Source organism: Parasphaerochaeta coccoides DSM 17374, from assembly GCF_000208385.1.
Classification (GTDB): Bacteria; Spirochaetota; Spirochaetia; order Sphaerochaetales; family Sphaerochaetaceae; genus Parasphaerochaeta; species Parasphaerochaeta coccoides.
On record NC_015436.1, the window covers coordinates 476,703 to 497,243 of the forward strand.

A 20,541-nucleotide genomic window follows, 5' to 3' on the forward strand; every position below is an offset into this window, starting at 1 on the left:
GCGAGGCTACAGAGAAAATATCCATGTACGAAAAAGGTATGACAATCCGCCAAAAGAATTTTCTGATGCCTTGTGTGCTTATCTGGAAAAAAGATTTTCATAAAAACAGAAAAAAAACGAACCCAGCATCAGCATGGGTCCGTCTTTATAAAGTCTATTAAGCAGCATCTATCGGTAATGGCCGTTCCTATTTATTGCCCACGTGCAATACTCCGCTCAGGGTGAGCAGGGGAGATATGCCGATGGGAGATGTGTCATCCTGACGAACCTCAGCACGTGCCCGTATGCCGAAGGTTCCGTTGTCATAGCCACCTTCAGCGTACCATGCCGCATAAACAGGATTGAGGAAGCTTTCAATACCAGAGCTACTGGAGAACAAGGCTTTCCAACTATCGATGACGCTGATGTGGCTCATGCCGACACCGAGTATCCACGATTTCAGGTTGATGCTCAGGCCAATGCTGCCGCGATCCGCTTTCCGAGTGGAATCAACGTTAGGAAGCGCCGGATTCAGGGTCGCCAAGGCAAACCCCTGTGCCTCGAAAGGAAGCGTATAGTCGGCGGACAGGGAGAAAACACCCAAAGACAGCAAGATGTCGCCGCCTATGACAATCGTATCACTGCCAGATGTAAGCGGGATACCGGAGAAAGACGTACTGTTAAACCTGTCCGTGCTGGGTTCACCATGGTTGTAGGCAACGAACAGAGAAGCGCGGGTACTGTCGGCAATGCGTGTGTCAAGGCGCACGCTGAGCAGTGCATTGGGGAACTTATCCTCGAAACCGGAACCCGTGCCAACATAGATGGTGGAAGACGATGGATTCAGGGCATCAACATACGTGCCGAGCGTCAACGAGAGTCCAAGGAAAAGGTCGCGTGTATCCTGTAAGGTGAAAGAAACATCCATGGCGGGGAAAAGTGGCATATCGGAAAGAGTGCCTCCGGTCATCCTTAACCCCATGACTCCTGAAAATCCGATAGCAAAGGATGATGACGGCTTTAAAGCAAACCGGAGCATGGCGGCCTGGAAACCGCCTCCTACAAGGGATGTTCCATACAGGTCATCAATATACAGCTCCTGGGCAATAAGATTTGAATTATAAGCCTGTCTGAGAGGCAGAATCTTGCCTGAACTGAATTTCGGGTCATAGGCACTCATCACGGTCAGATGGTCACGCCCTTGAAAGGAGGAACCATCGGCGTTAATGAAGAACCCATTGTAGCGGGAACCATAACTGATATGGTCGATGAAACGCAGGACGGAAGCTCCGATGGACAGGGGTGAGGATGTATCGAAATCAACGACGTTTCCTCCCCATGAAAGAGGAGAGTCAAAGACAAGCGAAACATCTGCACGCAATCCCAGGCGGAAACCATTGGTGATGAAGTACGGTATGAGAGCGAGAGACATTCCTGACTTACCGTTCTCCACCTGGTGGAAACCAGACAGCACGGAGTCAACGCCCCAGATAAAAGATGGCGCAGGCGCGTCACCCCTCAGGATTGCCGCGGCTCCTGTTTGTGGAACGACGACAGGGGAGGATGAACTACCGGATGAAACAGGGGCATCGGTTCCCACGGTTTCCGTGTTCAGGCGATTGTCAATTACGGTGGAGTCATCAGAAAATACGGGAGCTGGCGGAACGTTCGATGTTATTTCAGACAAAGAGAATTCAGGAGCTGGCGGCCGGGTAGCAGGAGCGTTCAACGTTACTTCACTCCAAGAGAATTCAGGGGTAGACGGACGGGCAGGCACGACATTCCAAGTCGCTGTCGAAGAAAATTCCGGCGTAGGAGCAACGAGCAAAGTCACGGATGGTGACGTGCTGAATTCTGGAGTATCGGGCGTAGTCTTCATGATTTCCACAGAGATTGTGGAAGCGAACAAAGGCACTGGAGGAGGCAAAAAATCTGTCTTTATTCCATCGCTGAATTGCGGTGCATCAGGAACAATAATGACTGTAGGTGGTTCAGGAAGTGTAGGCGGCTCAGGAACTGTAGGCGGTTCAGAAATGGGTTCAGGAATAATTACATCAACTCCGATGATTGAGGAAAAAACAGGGATATCAGGCGGAGCTATGATTGATGTCGTGCCAGAATCAGGATCTTCCGATGTGTAAAATTCCACCTGTATGGTGCTGGAGAACTCAGGAGCAACAGGTGTGCCATGTACGACAGGCACATCAGGAGAAACAGGCGTGGCAGGCTCGTCAGGTACGTCAGGAGAAACAGGTGTGGCAGGTTCGTCAGGTACGTCAGGAGAAACAGGTGTGGCAGGTTCGTCGGGTACATCAGGAGAAACAGGCGTGGCAGGTTCGTCGGGTACATCAGGAGAAACAGGCGTGGCAGGTTCGTCAGGTACATCAGGAGAAAGGGGGACGACCATGGGACCAGAGCCATAATATTCTTCCGGACCGGGGATCATATCCAGGAACGTCATGTCATGAAGATCTGTCAGAGTACCTGTGATGCTGTTGAAAGCAGTGACTTCACCGGTGAACGTATAAATCCATTCTTCATCATCCATCGTGGCGACCATGAATTCAGCAGGAGCTTGGGCGGTGAACAGGGATACCGGAGTGAAGACAGTGATGGCAACCATAGGGTTATTGCTGGTTCTAGCCCTTATTGTTCCTTCCAGCACATAGAGATCAAGCTTATTAGAGGAAAAACGGCTGAACGCCACTGTAGAACCGGCAGTCATGCTGACGCGGAAATTCAGATTCTCGGAAACCAGGCGCGTCGGACGAACGGCGTGAACCAGCCATGACTCCTCAAGACCGTTGGTGGAGATGCGATTGTCTTCTACCCTGGTTCCGTCTTTATCATAAACGATGACGCTATCGGCGGTTTCTCCATCAATGAATAACCGAGCAGAGAACGCGGGAATTGTCGCGGAAGCCAATAGCAGCACTATCAATAAAATCCGTGACATATTTATTTTTCTCATAACCCATCCTTTCTGATCAGGTCGTTAAGATCAACATAGTATATCATGTTAAGTACCCTACAAGGCAAGATGAACAGCTACATCAACCAGAACACTATTTTTATTGATGCTCCATTCCTTTTCATTAAAAGGTAGAGTCATACCTATGTCAAATGCTAATGCACCCATTTTTACGAAAGCCGCGCCGGAGATTTTCGCGTTTTCAGGGGATGAGAAATCCGGCAGAGGTGTCGTGAACATGGATTCGGATGTCTTGGAGAAAGTAAGCTCCAGGCCAATGAGCTTCAAAAGGTCAAAATCCATCCGCACCGTAGCCTCGAACGTCTGGTCTACCCACAGTTCATTGACAAGGAATGATGTCGCGGAGGCTCCGAGATATATGCCTCCATCAAAAGCGGATAAGCCAATTCGTGCCTCAAGGAAAAGGTCGCCCAGGTTGAGAGTCCGGCGTTCTTCAAGATCATGGAATCCAGTCTTGAAATATGCCGGAATGAATTTTTCTCCTGACAAGGGGAACGTTGCTGCCATGTTGTATTGCAAGAAAGTCAGGAGATTTCCCCCAAAACCCAAACGGAAAGCCGTGGTAGACGTTTCCATGTTATGCCAGGAGGCTTGGATGGCGACATCCGTAAAAAGTTCCCATGAAAAGAATTTATGGTCAATCACCGTATAGCCGATGTCAAAGGCGGTCATCCACATCTCAGGTTTGACACGACTCTCTGGCATCGGTTGTGCCGCATCATTCTTTTCCTTCCGGTATCCTGTATCTTGTGCAAACGATGCGCCTACCACAAGTTTACCCTGCTTCCCGGCATTTCCGGCAGGTCGGATGCCGATGCGACTGGCGAAAAGGGAAGGGTAAAAGACATTGTCAGTCACCACGTGAAGGCTGATATTCATGTTGTCGGAATTTTGGTAGGAGAGAAGCGTGTTGATCCCTGGTCGGGTTTCATTGAAATAGACGGAGGTATCATAAAAGAAATTGAGGATAAGCCCGTCTCCCATGAAGACTCCGTTCAGCTTGCCCCAACGGAAATAAAAAGGATCGGCTTGGTTTCCCCAGACTACATACCTGACAAAAGAGGTGTAATGCTCAGCCGTGGTGAGTATGTATGTCAGGTTGTTTGTGTTTTCCTCCCGTGGCGGAGGTAGCCAGTTGGAAGGATCAAAGGCAAGGGAAAAAGGTTCTTTCGTATACAGGAAGCGTAACGAAAGGGCAAGTGAAACGTCGAGTTTTCCCACTGAAAAGTTTGGTTCGACATAGAGGATAAATGTCTGTGCTTCCAAATCGATGCTAGCCCCTGCGCTGCTATCAAGAGAAGAAAAAGATGCGGTAATGGAAACCGGGGAGGTGAGCAGAACCAACAGGAAAAGAATGATTGTCATGCGTTGTCGTGTCATCTTGCTCTCCTTCCTTGCGGCTCGCTATTTATATAGTATACAAGAATGCTGTAGAAAGAAAAAGATGATGATATTCATGCATGTTTATGTCAAAGGATGTCAAAGAATCTTCTCCGGTTGTTTAGTCTGAACTCATCCGTCCATCATGGTCTGGACAATATCACGGCAGGCATCTTCCTGTTCGGCAGGGACAAAGACTCTTACGCGGCGCAGGAGCCTGGCCGGGTTTTCTGATACTTTGCAGTCAAAGATGCCTGATACTGCGGAAAATGGGATTGTGCCGCCGTTTTCCGTGATGAGCGGTATATCGACCTCAAAGGAAAGGGGTTCAGGAATGTCGATGATGACATCCCACGGGGAGAGTGCGTGAATCTTCCGGGAAAGCCGGGCATGGATGTTTTGCTTTATTTCTTTTCGTTCAGCGAGATTCAGACTCTGCCGGTGGTTTTGATTTCCCTCATCATATGGTTTGTCATAACAAGGCACGTACAGTCTATTGTCCCGCACATGGGAAATCAGGGCGAGCGCGGGGTGGGAATGTAAACATGAAAGGAAGGAAAACTGCTCGTCATCCAGTCCATAGAGATCATCGGCGTGCAAGTCGCCGTCGTCAAGAGTGGTGATGACCGCCTCTTTGATCATTGCCGTTGCCGCACGATTCCTCTTGTGCCAGTAGACATTGCGGTACATCTGATATTTGCTGAAAAGCAGGTGTTCAATGGAGCCTGCTGCACGATCGGGAACCGCAGGCATCCCTTCATGAATATATATTTTGTTGATGATGTACGATGTATCTTGGCTTCCGTAGGGGACGCCGCAAAAGAATGCGTCACGGTTGAGATAATCAAGTTTGTCAGGATCCAGCGTACCGGAGAGCAAGGCGCGGTAGAACCGGATTTCATCTGATGAAGGCGGCTGGCTGTCATCTATGATCTCGCAGACATCATTGGCATCAATCCCTGCTTTGTCCAACGCGTCATGTAGTTCTTTGTCGGCGCGGATGATTCGGGTTCCGAGAAATTCGTGTTTAAGCAAGGGTAGTTCCTTCAAGGAATGGGCATAAGGGAAATGTCCCAGGTCATGGAGCAGCGCTGCCGCCAGGAACGCGGATATGCCGTTGATGGTCAGATTGCCATCCTTGCCTTCATTGATGCTGTGGCGCAGCAGGGAAGCGGAAATGAGACGGGCGACATGGTAAACTCCCAGGCTATGGTTCAGGCGGGTATGCACGGCTCCCGGATAGGTGAGGTAGGCGGGGCCCAGTTGTTTGATGCGTCCGAGCTTCTGAAAAGCCACGGTTGCCCTGATGCGGTCGAAGTTTTCGTTTAGGAGGATGTTTCCCCACAAAGGGTCGCGGACAGGTTCTTGGAAACTGCCATCCAGCCATGAAAGGATTACCTGGGGATCTTTTTGGTCTCCGGAAAATTTCATGGTTTCATACTAATCGTTGTGGAAGTCCCTGTCCATAGACTGGTTTTGCAGGTCTGGAAAAGCGTTTGCTTTTGCCATTTTTCTACTGCCGAATCTTTACTTTCGGCTCGTCTTGACAGATACGGAGGCAATCTGTATAGTTCCGTTGTTGTCGATACGACAAGCCAGTACAGGTTCCATGGCGGCGTAGCTCAGTTGGTAGAGCACACGGCTCATATCCGTTAGGTCAGGGGTCCGAGTCCCTTCGCCGCTAAAACATTTTTGTTTTTCTTGACGCTTTGGAAAAATAAGAAATTATATAAATATAACAGTTTTTCTGGAAATGGAGAGGAGTATTGCAGTATACAAACGATTATATTTTTAAAAACAAAGAGAAAGTTATTTTTAAGAAGAATGAAATAATAGCTGGCGAAAATATTTCTATTGTCCTCTTTAAACCAGATTGTTTTTATAAAAAGAGAGATGATATCGTTTTGTATGACATTATTAGATCTATTTTTGATTTTTATATATGCAAGAACTCAATGAGAATTTCAATTGAAGCGTGGATAAATACAACACATAAGAAGATTGTATCTTCATATACTAATCTGCATTATCTTGATTTAGTTTACAAAAATGGTAAGGGAAATACATGGTTAGATGCGGGATTAAAATATATCCAAAATGCTGATTTGAACTATCACTATCCCATAATTTTTATTTTGCTTGTTGGACCACATTCTTCAAAGGATTGTATTAAGCAGTTTGTGGATTATTTCTTTAGGATTAATCCCAAGTTATCATCTCATGAGAACACCAAAGTGTTCAACTCTTCCCCATATTTAAACTCTTTAACTGAAATAAAAAACAAGTATATACATAAAAAAGATAATTTGCTTCATGCATCGGATAATCCTTATGAATGTTTACGAGAGCTAACAGCCTTTGCAAAATATTATTTGTCGGGAGAAGAATATGAAAACATTCTCAGAGTGGTCGGTAAAAATTGCTTTAACGTCGAATTGTAATTATTCTTGTTTTTATTGTAATGATTCTCTAATCCAAGCCCAGAAAAAAAGATTGGATTATGACAAGGTTTCTGCTTTTTTAAAAGCTGCCGCTAACTTGGGAATTACGAGAGAAATTCATTGGACAGGAGGAGAATGCACATTAGAAAATCTTGAGGCGTATATGCAACTAGCACATGTTTTGGGGTTCAAGAAGCAAGCAATTACATCTAATGGGTTACTGATTGACAAGCATATGGATGCTTTTATTAAGTATAATTTAGAACGGGCAAACCTAAGCATAGACTCTCTCGATAATCAAAAATATTTGGAGATTACCGGTATTGATGGTCTCGATAAGGTATTAGAAAATACTCGAAAACTGTTAGACAACAATATAAAAGTAAAGTTCAATGTGGTTTTGATGCGTCGAAATGTCGACGAAGTATTGGATTTTATTGAATATACTAAACATAATAATATTACTTTAAAAATACATGAGTTATGGAATTATGGTGATGAAAGCCAATTTCATAAAGAGTATATTGATATTCATTCGATTGAATTATCTATTAAACAATTAGGTTATGATATCGATGAAATTCCTGTCGATTTGCCAACTATAAAATATTTCAAGAAAGGCGATCATAATATTGGATTACTTTCTTCTCCCAAAAAAGGAATATGTAATTCAAGATTTTGTAAGCAAATTAAACTTTACGCAGATGGAACAACTTGTGAGGGTTGTAGAATTAACAATTACTCGAATCTAGATTTTTTGTTATCCGATTTAATGAATAGTCGGCGACTGGGCGAAATTAAATGGGGGGATAAAGAGCATGAAGCAGATTTATAATCAATGGCATTTAAGGATTTTTTCTACGCCGAAGTGTAATTTGCGGTGCATATACTGTAATCCAGAAGGTAAGTTTGAAGATCGCAAAATTATGGACGAACAAGTGTTGAATAATGTTATTAAAGCATGTAGTGAATTATCTTTCAAAGGGGTTCATTTTACTGGAGGTGAACCAATGATGAGAGAAAATATTATATTGGCCATCAAGTATTGTAAAAACCTTAATTATCATGATATAAGCATGACAACAAATGGAACAGAGTTATTTAACCGAAATATTGAAGAACTTGCTCATGCAGGGTTAAAAAGGGTAAATATTAGTTTAGATACAATGTATCGAAATGAATATAAAAAATTATGTGGGTTTGATTCCTTATTGACAGTAAAAGATTCGATAATAAAGGCTTGTTCATTTTTTTCTTTTGTAAAAATTAATTCAGTCCTATTGCGAAATAATTTGGATAGTATTTCATCGCTAATTGATTTTATTCTTTCAATTAAATCAAAGAATATATCACTTAAACTCATTACACTAATGCCTTGCAATCCAATCATGATTACTGAATCCGGACATGATTTATTTCACTCAGAGGTTATTGCAGAAGAAGAATTATTAACATATTTGAGGAACAAGTATGATGTAGTTAAAACATGTAGAGTTGTTCCTGGTGATAATCCTAATACAGTCCACATGACTTTAGATGGGTTATCTGTGGAATATTTATCTATGCCATCTTGGAATTATAAATGTGCTGATGCAGGATGTAAAAAATTCCGGTTGTCACCATATGGCGAACTATCAATTTGTTTAAACGATAATCCTTACAATATAAATGGATTATCTGTCGAAGAAATTAGAGATATTATCCGGATGAAAGTAGATTCTAAGGAAGAGACTCTGCCTAAAGATCGGATACATTATGCAAAAACCATAGGTGCAGTTCGATTTGGAAATGTTTATGGACGGACTGATATAAATACTTTTCAATAAAAAAGGAATTGTATGAGAGAAATTAATATCCCAAATTATTTAATTGATTCTTTTAGAACGCTTTATTTGGCGGGATCTTATGTTGAGGGCTTTAATACAACAACATCAGATATAGATATATATGAAATTTGTAAAGACGAACATCCTAAGGCAGATAGGGTTTGGGATTATAGGAAGATTCAAGACATCCATGATAATGGCATACATTATGAAATAGAATTAATTCCCGAAAAGCATATTAGTGATCTAAAGAAGAAAGTCGAATGCTCCATTAAGGAATTAGATGACAATAATTTTATCTTAAGTTTCCATGAATTTCAAATGATATGGGATATAATTATTGGAGTCCCCATTGGTGATAAGACCTCGTTCAGGGAATATCAAACATACTTTTTGGAGAAAAAAAATCAAATCTCAATTCTCCTTGTAAAACAGAATGGATTGTTTGTTCGAAATGCTTATGAAGATATTTTGGGCTTAATGCAAGCTGATGACTATTTTTCTGCATATTTTCGTAGTATAGATTTACTTAATCGTACCGCGGACTTATTAATCGCATTTAATGAAATATTAAATACAAAAACAAAATGGCGATATAAGAAACTTGGTCAGGCGGGCTTATATACGTTCCAAAAGAAATATTATACTTTTTTTGCAGAAAAGGTTATCAGGTCTCAGATTTTCATTGAGGAGATTATTCAATTTTGTCATAAAGAAATATCCAAACTGGGTATTAACAAGGACGCACAAGAATGGATAGATTTGACAAAATACTATGGATAAGAGAAAGGCTAAGTAGCCTACAAATATCACAAAATGATATATCAATTCTAGGGGTTTGTGGTTCCTATGGGAGATGTGATTTCACTCCTAGTTCTAATATTGATATCATGTATATTAATAAAAATTTGTCGCTAGAAACAAAGCAAAGATATGTTACAGGTATTTTCCCAAATGATGTAATACGCATTCATGAATTCAAAAATGGTAATTTTTTCATTAATGAAATCGATTCAATTATTCTAAGGATTCTTTTCTTGTCTGAAACGATACCTTTCTTTTGTGAAAACTCTTATTGGGAATTGTACTCAAGAGTTAGTAATTCATTATTAAGAACACACATCAATCCGCAGGAATTGGTTGACTACAAATTATCAAAATATGATATAATTCAAGTCAAAAAAAGAGAAAGAGTTCAATCTATTTTTCCTCTCCAAATTCGATATGTTTTTTATATACTAGAGTATGAAAATCTAGATTTGCAAAAAAAGATTAATAACCTTCCTTTTCTGCAAAAGTATGAAATTATCAAAAATAAAAAGAGGTTTACCTTATGAGTTTTCGTTTGGATTGGTTAAAAACAAAAGAAAGTCAGTATGATATTAACTTATGGCGCGATAAGTATTTTTTTGGTTTTGATTCTTCAGTTATTAAGTCTGCAAGAAAAATTATGGACTACGGATGCGGGGTTGGATATTACCTTATTCCTCTTTCACAGCAAGAAGAATACGAAGTTATTGGCGTAGAAAAAGATTTAGATATAATTGGTTATTTAGAATCGATTGGGCAAAAAAATGTAATAAATCTTACTAGATTTGAAGAAATAGTTAAGAATGAATCAATGAAATTTGATTTAATTTTATTAATTGATGTTCTTCATAATTATTATTTTTCAATGACAGATAGAGCTTTACTAATCTTGAAACTTAAGAAATGTTTATATGAACATGGTCGTATCGTGGTAACATTCAATCATATTTCTGAAAATGAAAGAGAAAGAATTTGTTACATTTTCCACATGCTTGGCTTTCAATTATATGAAAAAACTAAATTGAAAGTAATTCATGATGGGCTTCTCAAGTTTGAAACTTTCTATTTTTTTAGCTTAGAAAGCAATACAAAGCAAACAGATAATTTTTTTCCGTTTCTTTTCTCAAATGTCAAAGACGATATACTTAAAAAATTAGCGTATTCATTGCATACGAACTCATTCATAGATATGGAAAAATATGTTGAAAACATAAGCGAACAATATAAAAAGATTTATTTAGAGAATTTCTTTCAAATCCTTGTTGATAGCAAAAAATTTGAAAAAATATTTCTCTTATTACGGGAACCCTTTGAAATAAAATATAAAAATGATGAATTTGGCGCGGAAATTATTTCTGTGAATAATAGGCTAAAAGAACAGAATAAAAGATTTGGAGACATTTTTTTCTGGAAAGATTCATTGCTAGAAATAATCATCTCTTCGAAAGATGATACAATAAAAATACATTATATTAGTTTTAAATAATGGGAGATAGCTATGAAATTGATCTCACAATACAAAGGACTGAATAAAAACTTTTATATTATGACTTTTACTGTACTAATTAATTGTGCAGGAAGTTTTGTTTCTGTTTTCTTATCTTTGTACCTAACTATTATGCTCGGTTTTAATACTGCGTATACAGGCTTAATTGTTTCAATATATACATTATTACATATTCCGGGTTCTCTGATTGGTGGAAAACTTGCTGATGCTTGTGGACGAAAAGTGACAATGGTCGTCAGCCAAATCATTATGGGAGTATGCTTTATTCTTGCAGGCTTTATCTTATATTCTGAATTTGTTTTAATCGTATTGTTTATCGCAAACTTTTGCGATGGAATAACAGACCCCGCTCGAAGTGCTTTAGAAGTAGATATGACCACTCCACAAGACAGACAAGTTGCTTTCAGCCTTTTATACCAAGCCTTCAACATTGGTTTTGCAATAGGACCACTTCTTGCTGGCATGCTTTTTTATTCTCATCCGCAATGGTTGTTCTGGGGGAATGGGATTGCGTTGATTACTTCAATTTTGGCGGTGACTTTGTTTGTCCCTGATTATAGGCCTAAAATAATACCAAATTCACCAGACACAATTAACAATTCTGGTGAGAATGCAGTTGAGGGTTCAATAGTAAAGGTATTGCTCTCTCGCCCACAATTGCTTCTATTCTCTGTTGGGGTTTTCTTTGTTGCATTTTCTTATAAACAAATATCATTTGTGTTGCCAATACAGTTAAACACAATGTTTGGTGCTGACGGAGTACGAATATATGGAATTGTTGCAGCTATAAATGCCTTTTCTGTAATTATTTTGAATCCTGTGATATTAAATATAAGTAAGAAAAATAACATTTTAAAAAATATCCTATTTGCTATTCTACTTTATGCAATTGCTTTTTCTTTTTTGGGATTTGCGAATATTCCTTGGCATTTTTTCCTACTAACTTTGCTTTATACAATAGGAGAAATACTGTTAAATAATAATTCGAAAGCTTATCAAAATAATAATACACCCGTAAACTTTAGGGGCCGGTTTAATGCCATACTTCCATTATATAAAACATCTGGTACCATGATTGCGCCAATCATTGGTGGGATTATTTTATCCAGATACTCTTATATTGTGTTATGGATACTCTCTGGAAGCTTGTCATTAATAACTTATTTTATTTATTTGCACATATATAAAAAATATGAGAGTAAATAATTAACGGGAGGGAGTAAAATGAAAAAAGAATTAATAATAAAAGGTATAGAGAATTATATTTGCCAGAAATTGAATGAAAATATTGAGTCAGAAGATATTGTGCTATGGATAGGTTCAACAGCCAATGGATTGAGTAATAGTTATTCAGATATTGATTTACTACTGATAACAGCTTCTCCTGATTACAAGACGTACACAGCATTTGATGGGGAAACTTATTTGATTTCTGAAATACATAATGATTTAAGATTTGATGTTGAAATAATTGACAAGGGAAAACTACTCAACATAATTGGTAGGGTTAACTCAGTTCAGGATCTAATGAAATTTCATGATTTGATTCTTTCTGAATCAGAATTGGATTTACTATGTAATGTTCTAAATGCAATATGTATAAGAAATAAAGATGGATATCTTAGATTAAGAGACAAGATTTCTCTAGATAGGTTGTGCGAGTGTATCAAAAATCGATATCAAGGAAGATTTTATAATGAACTAGAAGATATGCGTGGCTTTATTTCTGAAAAGCAATTTTATAATATATCATATATGACTTTCAGGATGATAGTTTCTTTTCTTCTTGTATTACTATCACATTTTAGAATTGCGTTTATTAAGGAAAAATGGCTATTAAATTACGTAATGAGAAAGATACCAACAACACAGTTTGATTTGGATTCGGTTAAGGAATTATATTCGTATTGTATTGATCCAAGCAATCCTAACATGGATACAATTAATAATTTTTTATTTAGAATAACAAATCTGATGAATATACTTGCGTAGGAGGAATGTATGGCAGAAAAATATGTGAGAAATATTTTTGTTAGGTTGGGAAAAATTGGCGATCAGAGTTTTTTAATTAACGGAAGGCAATGCTTCGAGGTTAATGAGATTGGCGCCTTTATTTGGAATTGCTTTTCAACTCCTACTGATATTGATGTTATTCGAAAAAAAGTACTTGATTCTTATGAAGTGGAGAATGAAAAGAAAATTGAGCATGACTTGTATAAGTTTATTGAAATGTTAAAAAAGTTTGATTTGATAGATAAGGTTGTCTAAATGAATTATGAACCAAATAAAACTGGCTACACAGTATTGCAAAGCATTTTTTTGCTTGTTATTACGACGACTGTGTTATTATATTGTTATATTGAGGGAAAACTTTATTATGGCTTGATTATTATGGTGTCATTTTCTTTGCAACAAATATGTCTATGGAAATTAAAACGAAAAAGAATTTTTCTTGAAAAAACAATTTTATTTTTTACATATTTTTTCCCATTGCTATTTGGATTAAAAGATAATACGGAATTTACTGTTCCAATGCAGGTTTTTCTTTTTAGCGGTATTGTTGTAATTGTTTTATATTATCTGATAAACAGACGCAGTATAAAAATACTTCTATCGAAAGAATACATCGAAAAATATAGTCCACCCCTTAATAAAAAAGAGTTCTCTATAGAATGTTATTCGCTATTTACAATACCAATTGCCGAGGAGTTTTTTTTTAGAAACTTTCTTTTCTCGCTATTTAATAAATCTTTGATTTCTGTGATATTTACTGTCTTAATTATCTCTTTTTTGTTTGTTGTATCACACTATAATTCTCCCTGGGCTCCCTATTTAATGGGGAAAAAAGATTTGTTTTGGCTTTTCATATTATCTAGTTTTTTAATTATCTTAAAGCTATCATTTCAATCAATTATTTTATGTATTTTAGTTCATTATTTTTTTAATTTACCTACTTTCTTAAATTACCTTAGTAGGCTAAAAAAAAGTAAAGTATACAAATAGATTTTTCTTTGATATAATAAAAAAAAGGAGGCATAGATATGAAACAGAAATATTCTAAACCTGTTATTCGTGTCGTTAAATTACCTGCTGGATTTGTATCACTCTAGATGATAATTATTCACTTCGATGGCAGAGAGGGTAGCCTCTCTGCTTATTAGTTGACTATTCTATGAAAGATGATTTAAATAATTATCCGCAAAAATTCAATGTCTTAATTACATCAAAATGTAATTTACGTTGTAAGCATTGCTATTTGGATCCGAGACAAACTGAATTATCAGTCAAAGACTTCTCTTCCATAATAGATTATCTAAAGAAAATAAAAATAAAAGAACTTTGTATAGAAGGTGGTGAGCCTTTATGTCATCAATATTTTGATCAAATTTGTTCCTCGCTTCTTAATCTGAGATGCAATAAAAAAATAGTTACTAACGCAACGTTGCTAACAGAAGAAATAGTTTATTTAATTGACAAAACATTTGACACTGTTCAAGTAAGTATTGATGGAGGAACAAAGGAAGAATATGAAATAATAAGAGGTAAAAACTCTTTCTCTAAACTAATAACTGGGCTAAATTATTTATCAAAAATAAAAGATAAAGTTCAAATTAATTTTGTTCTGACTGCATTAAATTATTTTCAAATTGATAAACTTTTTTCTTTAGCTAGGGAATATGGACTATATCAGTTCCGTTTTATTTATGTAGTAGATTTTTCTGGGAATATCGTTCCTTCAGAAGAAATAGTTTTATATTTTATTTCTAAATTACTAGGGTTAATTACGATATACAAGGAAGCAAAAATAAATTTAGTTTTTCCCGAAAGAGTAATACATAAATATAGGGACTTACTATTATCTAATAAAATTGAAAATTATGTTGGGATTTGTTATGCAGGAACTGTTTATACGGTAATTGATTCTGATAAAATTGTGTACCCGTGTAATTTCTTAGTAGGAAAAAAACCTCTGTTTTCGTTTGAACCACAAAGTTTTTATAGCGAGTGGCAAAGATGTGTTTTTTTTAATAATTTGCGAAATGATTTGCAGAATAAAGAGTGTGAAGGATGTCCGGCTAATATAAACTGTATTGATAGGGGGTGATATGGATTCTCAGTTTTGGCATAAAGAATGCGAAGAAAAGATTTATACTATGTGGAGATCAAAAAAAGAATTTTCTCCTCAGTATGATAAGTTAAAAGAGACTTTTTCCATGGTAATGCCTCCTCCTAATGTAACTGGCATTCTCCATATGGGTCATGCCTTGAACAATAGCCTTCAGGATGTAATAGTAAGATATCACAGAATGAAAGGAATGGCTGTTCTTTGGCTCCCGGGGACCGACCATGCTGGCATCGCCACTCAAAATGTTGTAGAACGCCAATTGAATAATGAGGGACTAGGAAGACATGATATTGGTCGGGAAAAATTCTTGGAACGTACTTGGTTAGTCAAGGAAAATCATCACAACATCATAAAAAGTCAGCTCGAGAAGATGGGTTGCTCTTGCGATTGGGAACATGAGCGTTTCACCATGGACGAGGGAGCAAGCCGTGCCGTTAGAGAAGCATTTGTTACTCTTTACGAAAAAGGACTAATTTATAAAGGCAAATACCTTGTAAACTATTGCTATAAATGCGGTACAGCTCTCTCAGATGACGAGGTGGAATATGATAGTATTCAGGGTAAGCTTTATCATGTGAGATACCCATATGCAGATGGTTTGGGATATATAACTGTAGCCACAACTAGGCCTGAAACTATGTTTGGGGATGTTGCTGTAGCTGTGCATCCGGAGGATAAAAGATATAAAAATATTGTCGGAACTATTTTGTGTATTCCGCTAACAGATAGGAAAATACCAATTATTGCTGATAGTTTTGTCGACAGAGAATTTGGAACAGGGATGGTTAAAATCACACCTGCACACGATACAAATGACTGGGAGTGTGGGATTAGAAATAATTTAGAAATGGTGAACATTCTCAATCCTGACGGAACACTCAACGGCAATTGTCCTCAAAAATACAGGGGCATTCTAGCTTCCGATGCCAGAGATATTATTGTCAAGGATTTAGAAGAAGGAGGATTTATAACCGAAATTAATGACCATGTTCATGATGTTGGTCATTGTTATCGTTGTCATACCGTTATTGAACCATACCTCTCTGATCAGTGGTTTGTTAAGATGAAAGGTCTTGCAAAAAAAGCTTTGGGGGCTCTAAAACGGAACGATATAGTGTTTTATCCTAGAAGATGGGAAAATACATATTGCCATTGGTTAGAGACAATTCGCGACTGGTGTATATCTCGCCAGTTGTGGTGGGGACACCGTATCCCTGTATGGTATTGCAAAGATTGTGGTAAGGTAATTGTGAGCAGGGAAGACCCTTCATGCTGTCCGAAATGCCATAAGACTAATCTCTTGCAGGATAATGATGTCCTCGATACATGGTTCTCTTCTTGGCTCTGGCCGTTCAGTACTCTTGGTTGGCCTGACAAGACAGCGGATCTTGATAATTTCTTCCCAACAAGTACTCTTGTATCTGCCTATGATATCATATTCTTCTGGATTAGCCGCATGATTATGAGCAGTAAAGAGTTTCTTGGTAAGGTTCCATTTAGAGACATCGTTATCACAGGACTTGTTAGAGACATAAAAGGTCGCAAGATGGCAAAATCTCTTGGTAACGGCATTGATCCTAATGAAATAATTGATCAATATGGCGCTGATGCGATGAAATTTACATTGTGCTATGTAACTACCTTGGGTCAGGATTTGTTAATTGAAAAGAATTTATTTAATCTAGGAAGTCGGTTTACCAATAAAATCTGGAATGCCGCTCGCTTTTTGCTATTGAATTTAGAAGGACGGAATATACGCACTATTGATGAGTCTGAATATTCTATTATGGATCGATGGATTTATGGTAGATTTAATTATGCCTGTCAAAAAATTAGTTATTCGATAGAGAATTATAAATTTAGTGATGCTGCTCAATGTATATATTCGTTTTTTTGGAATGATTTTTGTGATTGGTATATTGAGTCAAGCAAACAGAAACTTCTACATGGTACTAAGGAAGAAAAGGATAAGGCGATTTCAATTCTAATGGATATGCTTGAAGCATCTATGCGTCTTATGCACCCATTTCTCTCTTTTATTACTGAGGAAATTTATCAGAAGCTACCGAATCATATGGGGGATGTAATTGTCGCTCAATATCCGATATTTGATAAAACTCGTTGTTACGATGATGCGCATATACTTGTGACCTCACTCCAAGATGTTGTAAGAACTGTACGTGTTGTTAGAAACAACCTCCAAATTGCTCCTGATAAAAAATTGAAAGTAGTATTCAGACCGTCTGAAGTCTTTTTAGCATCAGATTTAATCGAGAGCGAGAAGGGATTCATATCTTCATTAATTGGTGCATCTATATTTATTGTTGATAAGGAGTCCACGCAGCCCATAAATGGTGCATTTCCTGTAAATGGGCTTGGATATGAATGCTTTGTCTTCGTGCGCGAAGCAATCAATGTAGATTCTGAAATTGAAAGATTGAAAGCCGATACAGTAAAAGCAAAAAAAGCTCTTTCATTGGTTGAAGCCAAGCTTGCAAACCAATCATTTATAATGAATGCAAGACAGGCCGCAATTGAAAAGGAGCAAGCAAAAAGGAAAGAATTTCTTGAGGAAATTAGGAAAAACAATATACATATAGAATTATTGTCTTCTTTTTAACAATTCCATTGGTATGGAAATCACTGTTGAGAAATAACATACTATGCCTACTACAAAGGTTGGTACTTTAATTATCATTTTTTATGCAACTTGTCTTACTAAGATTTCCAAACAGAGGCAATTTCACATGTGGTAAAAGTTACCCATGGAATTGCCTTTTTTCGTTTTCATGAGATGGAAGGAGAAGGACTGGGCAGGAAGGGGTGGTACGTTTCACTCCTTCTCATTGATATCGGGGAGCTGACCGTAGATAAGCTCGCTTTTGTCCTTGAAGCTCTGCATGAACTTCTGCTCGCGGGGAATGGTGATGGTGAAGGTCGAGCCTAGGTTCTCCACGCTCTGGACGGACACCTGGCCGCCGTGCATTGACACGACATGCTTGACAATGGACAGCCCCAGTCCAGTTCCTCCTTGGTTGCGGCTTCTCGCCTTGTCAACACGGTAAAAACGCTCGAAGATGCGGGTAAGATGCTTTTCCGGTATGCCACTTCCCTGATCCATGACAGAGAATGTCACAGTATCCTGATCACCTTCCGCCTTGATACGGACTTCTGAACCAGGCTCACTGTAGGTTATCGCGTTGATGACCAGGTTCACCAAAGCTTGAACCAGCAGGCTGGGATTCACCATGACCCCGCGACCATTCTCATCATGGACAGTCGTTGTCAGGATGACCGACCGGCTGTTCGCTCTGTACGAAGTGTCCTCGCAGGTTTCCTTGACCAGTTCCTCAAGGGTGCAACGTTTCATGGTAAGCGCGGCATGGTCGTCCTCAAGGGAGGCCAGGAGGAGCAAGTCGTCGATGATTCCCTGCATCTGTCGGGCATTGCGGTTGATTATCTTGGAGAACAGTCCTATATCCTCAGATGAAATCATACCTCCAAGCAAGGTCTCTGAGAAGCCATTGATTGCCGTGAGGGGTGTTTTAAGCTCGTGGGACACATTGGCTACGAAATCCTTGCGAACCTGTTCCAGTCTTTTCAGTTCGGTTATGTCAGTGAAGGTAATGAGGATTCCTCCGGTAACCGCCTTTCCTGATTCTTCCTGCATGCCGGGGACGATGGCCGTGGAGACTTGGAACGTCTGTTCACGCCCGGCTCCGACAAGGGAAGCGGTCTGTCCTGTCAGGTGTTTGTATTTCACTATGGATGTCTGTCCGACCTTGCCAGAGTGCATCGTCGTAGCGACGAGCTTGAGAAAATCATCGTCCGTGAATATTTCGGACAATTTCGCACCGACAAGGCTTTGTGCTTCCGGGAATCCTTTGCCAAGCATTGTGTTCGCCGCATTGTTGCTCAGGACGATGATATTACGGGAGTCAACAAGGAGCAGACCTTCTGACATGGAGCTGAGAATGGAGGAATATTGCTGTTTGTCCCGTTCAAGTTGGCTGATCCTTGCCGCCAATTCCTTTGCCATGGAATTCATCGTGGCGGAGAGTTCGGCAAGTTCCTCCGGACCTTCTATGGAACTGCGAACAAGAAGATTCCCTTGGTGGTATTCATGGGCGGTAGCAGCCAGTTGCTCTATCGGACGGGTCAGGTACCTGAGCATCAGTATGGTGAACAGGACGGCGATGACGAGGAAGACAAGAAGAAGGGGGATGAGGAGCGTGTAAAAAACGCTGCGCCATGCAATGAGCTCGACCAAAGGCGCGCTGGTACGGACAATGCGGATGTCACCATTGCTGTCCGTCGTCTTGACTGCCCTGTACAGCATGGGGGTGTGCATTGAGCCGCTTGAACGGGATGATACCCCTGAGCCAGTGGACAGAGCCTCCTGTATTTCCTCGCGCCAGAGATGATTGTCCATGGTCGATGGATCTACTTCACTGTCATAGGTGACAATCCCATTTTCATTGACTATCGTGATTCTTATGTCAAGGTTCTCGGCATAAGAATCCAGGGTGGCAATGGTATCTTCGCTGTTCATGCGGGGCAGACGAGCGGCGAGGAAACGTGCTTCACCATCCAAGGTGCTGTCCGCTGATTTCCGTATGGCCTGTGAGAATGAGATAGTCGCCGCTATGATTGCACATGACATGGCGAAAGTCAGCAAGGCCGTCACGTAGACGAGCAGGCGGCTCCGGAGCTTCATGTTTCTTCTTCCTGATATTTGTATCCGATTCCCCAGACAGTCTTCAGCGCGGCACCGCCTTCTCCCAGCTTTCGGCGGACGCTTGCCATTTGTACGTCAATGGATCGTTCGGTGACAGGGTAATCATCTCCCTTTATGGTACTGATGATTTGGTTGCGGGTAAATACCCGTCCGACACATCCTGCGAGCAGATGAAGAATGGCGAACTCAGTTGCTGTCAGGTTCAGCTTTGTTCCCTTGTATTCACATCCGTAGCGGGAAATGTCCATGGTCAGGCCGCCGGGAGTCTTGATGATGTCAGTATCTTCCTTTTTTGGGGAAGCGGCACGGGATTCCTGTTCCTGCGTTCTGCGGAGAATGGCTTTGACGCGAGCAATGAGAACTTTGGGGCTGAATGGTTTGGTAATGTAGTCATCGGCGCCGATTTCCAAGCCCATGATGATGTCGCTTTCTTCCGTCCGTGCCGATGCAATCAGTACGGGTAGGGCAGTCATTCCCCATGAATAGCGGATGGTCTTCAATACTTCCAGTCCGCTGAGTTCGGGCAACATAAGGTCGAGCAGGACGAGATTCGGAGTTCCGACCTTGATCTGTTCCAAAGCCTGACGCCCGTCGAGAGCCTGCAAAACAGAATAACCTTCCTGCTTCAGATGGTAACTGATAAGCTCTTGGATGTCAGTCTCATCCTCAACAATGAGAACTACCTTACCTGTGTTTGTATCCACAATGTCATGTGATGGCATTTTGTCCATGTTTCAACCCT

The 20,541-nt window shown here is 39.7% G+C and carries 17 protein-coding genes and 1 tRNA gene; 13 read left to right on the forward strand and 5 right to left on the reverse strand.

Annotation, left to right across the window (positions count from 1 at the left end; genetic code table 11):
• Positions 1-187: 187 nt before the first annotated feature.
• The 3 genes from SPICO_RS10235 to SPICO_RS02050 all read right to left on the reverse strand — a co-directional run bounded on the left by SPICO_RS10235 (position 188) and on the right by SPICO_RS02050 (position 5,782).
• On the reverse strand, positions 188-2,950 hold the full coding sequence (locus SPICO_RS10235; RefSeq protein WP_013739031.1) for a hypothetical protein: 2,763 nt from the start codon (positions 2,948-2,950) through the stop codon (positions 188-190).
• A gap of 57 nt (positions 2,951-3,007) precedes the next feature.
• Positions 3,008-4,351 carry a hypothetical protein gene (locus tag SPICO_RS02045; protein ID WP_013739032.1) on the reverse strand — a complete coding sequence of 448 codons (1,344 nt, stop codon included), beginning with the start codon at positions 4,349-4,351 and terminating at the stop codon, positions 3,008-3,010.
• Between the two features lie 132 nt (positions 4,352-4,483).
• On the reverse strand, positions 4,484-5,782 hold the full coding sequence (locus tag SPICO_RS02050) for an HD domain-containing protein (protein ID WP_013739033.1): 1,299 nt from the start codon (positions 5,780-5,782) through the stop codon (positions 4,484-4,486).
• Positions 5,783-5,962: 180 nt separating this feature from the next.
• On the opposite strand from SPICO_RS02050, the gene SPICO_RS02055 reads away from it, so the two are divergent.
• The 13 genes from SPICO_RS02055 (at position 5,963) to SPICO_RS02115 (ending at position 17,681) form a co-directional block, all read left to right on the forward strand.
• Positions 5,963-6,035, forward strand: a tRNA-Met gene (locus SPICO_RS02055).
• 82 nt (positions 6,036-6,117) lie between these two features.
• A complete protein-coding gene (locus SPICO_RS02060; protein WP_013739034.1) occupies positions 6,118-6,792 on the forward strand; it encodes a hypothetical protein in 675 nt (224 codons plus the stop codon).
• Complete coding sequence (locus SPICO_RS02065) at positions 6,740-7,627, forward strand: radical SAM protein (RefSeq protein ID WP_013739035.1); 888 nt, start codon at positions 6,740-6,742, stop codon at positions 7,625-7,627. The genes SPICO_RS02060 and SPICO_RS02065 overlap by 53 nt, the downstream gene beginning before the upstream one ends.
• Positions 7,611-8,618 carry a GTP 3',8-cyclase MoaA gene (locus SPICO_RS09670; protein ID WP_013739036.1) on the forward strand — a complete coding sequence of 336 codons (1,008 nt, stop codon included), beginning with the start codon at positions 7,611-7,613 and terminating at the stop codon, positions 8,616-8,618. Before SPICO_RS02065 ends, SPICO_RS09670 begins: the two co-directional genes overlap by 17 nt.
• Before the next feature lie 12 nt (positions 8,619-8,630).
• Positions 8,631-9,401 carry a nucleotidyltransferase domain-containing protein gene (locus SPICO_RS02075; RefSeq protein WP_013739037.1) on the forward strand — a complete coding sequence of 257 codons (771 nt, stop codon included), beginning with the start codon at positions 8,631-8,633 and terminating at the stop codon, positions 9,399-9,401.
• Positions 9,371-9,955: a hypothetical protein gene (locus SPICO_RS02080; protein WP_013739038.1), complete on the forward strand. Its 585-nt coding sequence runs from the start codon at positions 9,371-9,373 to the stop codon at positions 9,953-9,955. Before SPICO_RS02075 ends, SPICO_RS02080 begins: the two co-directional genes overlap by 31 nt.
• Positions 9,952-10,914, forward strand: coding sequence for a class I SAM-dependent methyltransferase (locus tag SPICO_RS02085; RefSeq protein ID WP_013739039.1), 963 nt, complete (start codon positions 9,952-9,954; stop codon positions 10,912-10,914). The genes SPICO_RS02080 and SPICO_RS02085 overlap by 4 nt, the downstream gene beginning before the upstream one ends.
• Positions 10,915-10,926: 12 nt before the next feature.
• Positions 10,927-12,141 carry an MFS transporter gene (locus tag SPICO_RS02090; protein ID WP_013739040.1) on the forward strand — a complete coding sequence of 405 codons (1,215 nt, stop codon included), beginning with the start codon at positions 10,927-10,929 and terminating at the stop codon, positions 12,139-12,141.
• A gap of 18 nt (positions 12,142-12,159) precedes the next feature.
• Positions 12,160-12,927, forward strand: coding sequence for a nucleotidyltransferase domain-containing protein (locus tag SPICO_RS02095; protein WP_013739041.1), 768 nt, complete (start codon positions 12,160-12,162; stop codon positions 12,925-12,927).
• Positions 12,928-12,936: 9 nt separating this feature from the next.
• The gene (locus SPICO_RS02100) at positions 12,937-13,203 is read left to right on the forward strand and encodes a PqqD family protein (RefSeq protein ID WP_013739042.1); all 267 of its coding nucleotides are present in this window, start codon (positions 12,937-12,939) and stop codon (positions 13,201-13,203) included.
• 264 nt (positions 13,204-13,467) lie between these two features.
• Positions 13,468-13,938: a CPBP family intramembrane glutamic endopeptidase gene (locus SPICO_RS10530; RefSeq protein ID WP_367576182.1), complete on the forward strand. Its 471-nt coding sequence runs from the start codon at positions 13,468-13,470 to the stop codon at positions 13,936-13,938.
• A 169-nt stretch (positions 13,939-14,107) separates the two neighbouring features.
• Positions 14,108-15,040 (forward strand): radical SAM protein, encoded by a 933-nt coding sequence (locus SPICO_RS02110; RefSeq protein ID WP_013739044.1) that lies wholly within the window; start codon positions 14,108-14,110, stop codon positions 15,038-15,040.
• A 1-nt stretch (position 15,041) separates the two neighbouring features.
• Positions 15,042-17,681 carry a valine--tRNA ligase gene (locus tag SPICO_RS02115; RefSeq protein WP_013739045.1) on the forward strand — a complete coding sequence of 880 codons (2,640 nt, stop codon included), beginning with the start codon at positions 15,042-15,044 and terminating at the stop codon, positions 17,679-17,681.
• Between the two features lie 213 nt (positions 17,682-17,894).
• On the opposite strand, the gene SPICO_RS02120 is transcribed toward SPICO_RS02115, so the two are convergent.
• Together SPICO_RS02120 and SPICO_RS02125 are read right to left on the reverse strand one after the other, a co-directional pair.
• The gene (locus SPICO_RS02120) at positions 17,895-19,778 is read right to left on the reverse strand and encodes a HAMP domain-containing sensor histidine kinase (protein WP_013739046.1); all 1,884 of its coding nucleotides are present in this window, start codon (positions 19,776-19,778) and stop codon (positions 17,895-17,897) included.
• Complete coding sequence (locus tag SPICO_RS02125) at positions 19,775-20,530, reverse strand: response regulator transcription factor (RefSeq protein WP_013739047.1); 756 nt, start codon at positions 20,528-20,530, stop codon at positions 19,775-19,777. Before SPICO_RS02125 ends, SPICO_RS02120 begins: the two co-directional genes overlap by 4 nt.
• Positions 20,531-20,541 lie beyond the last annotated feature (11 nt).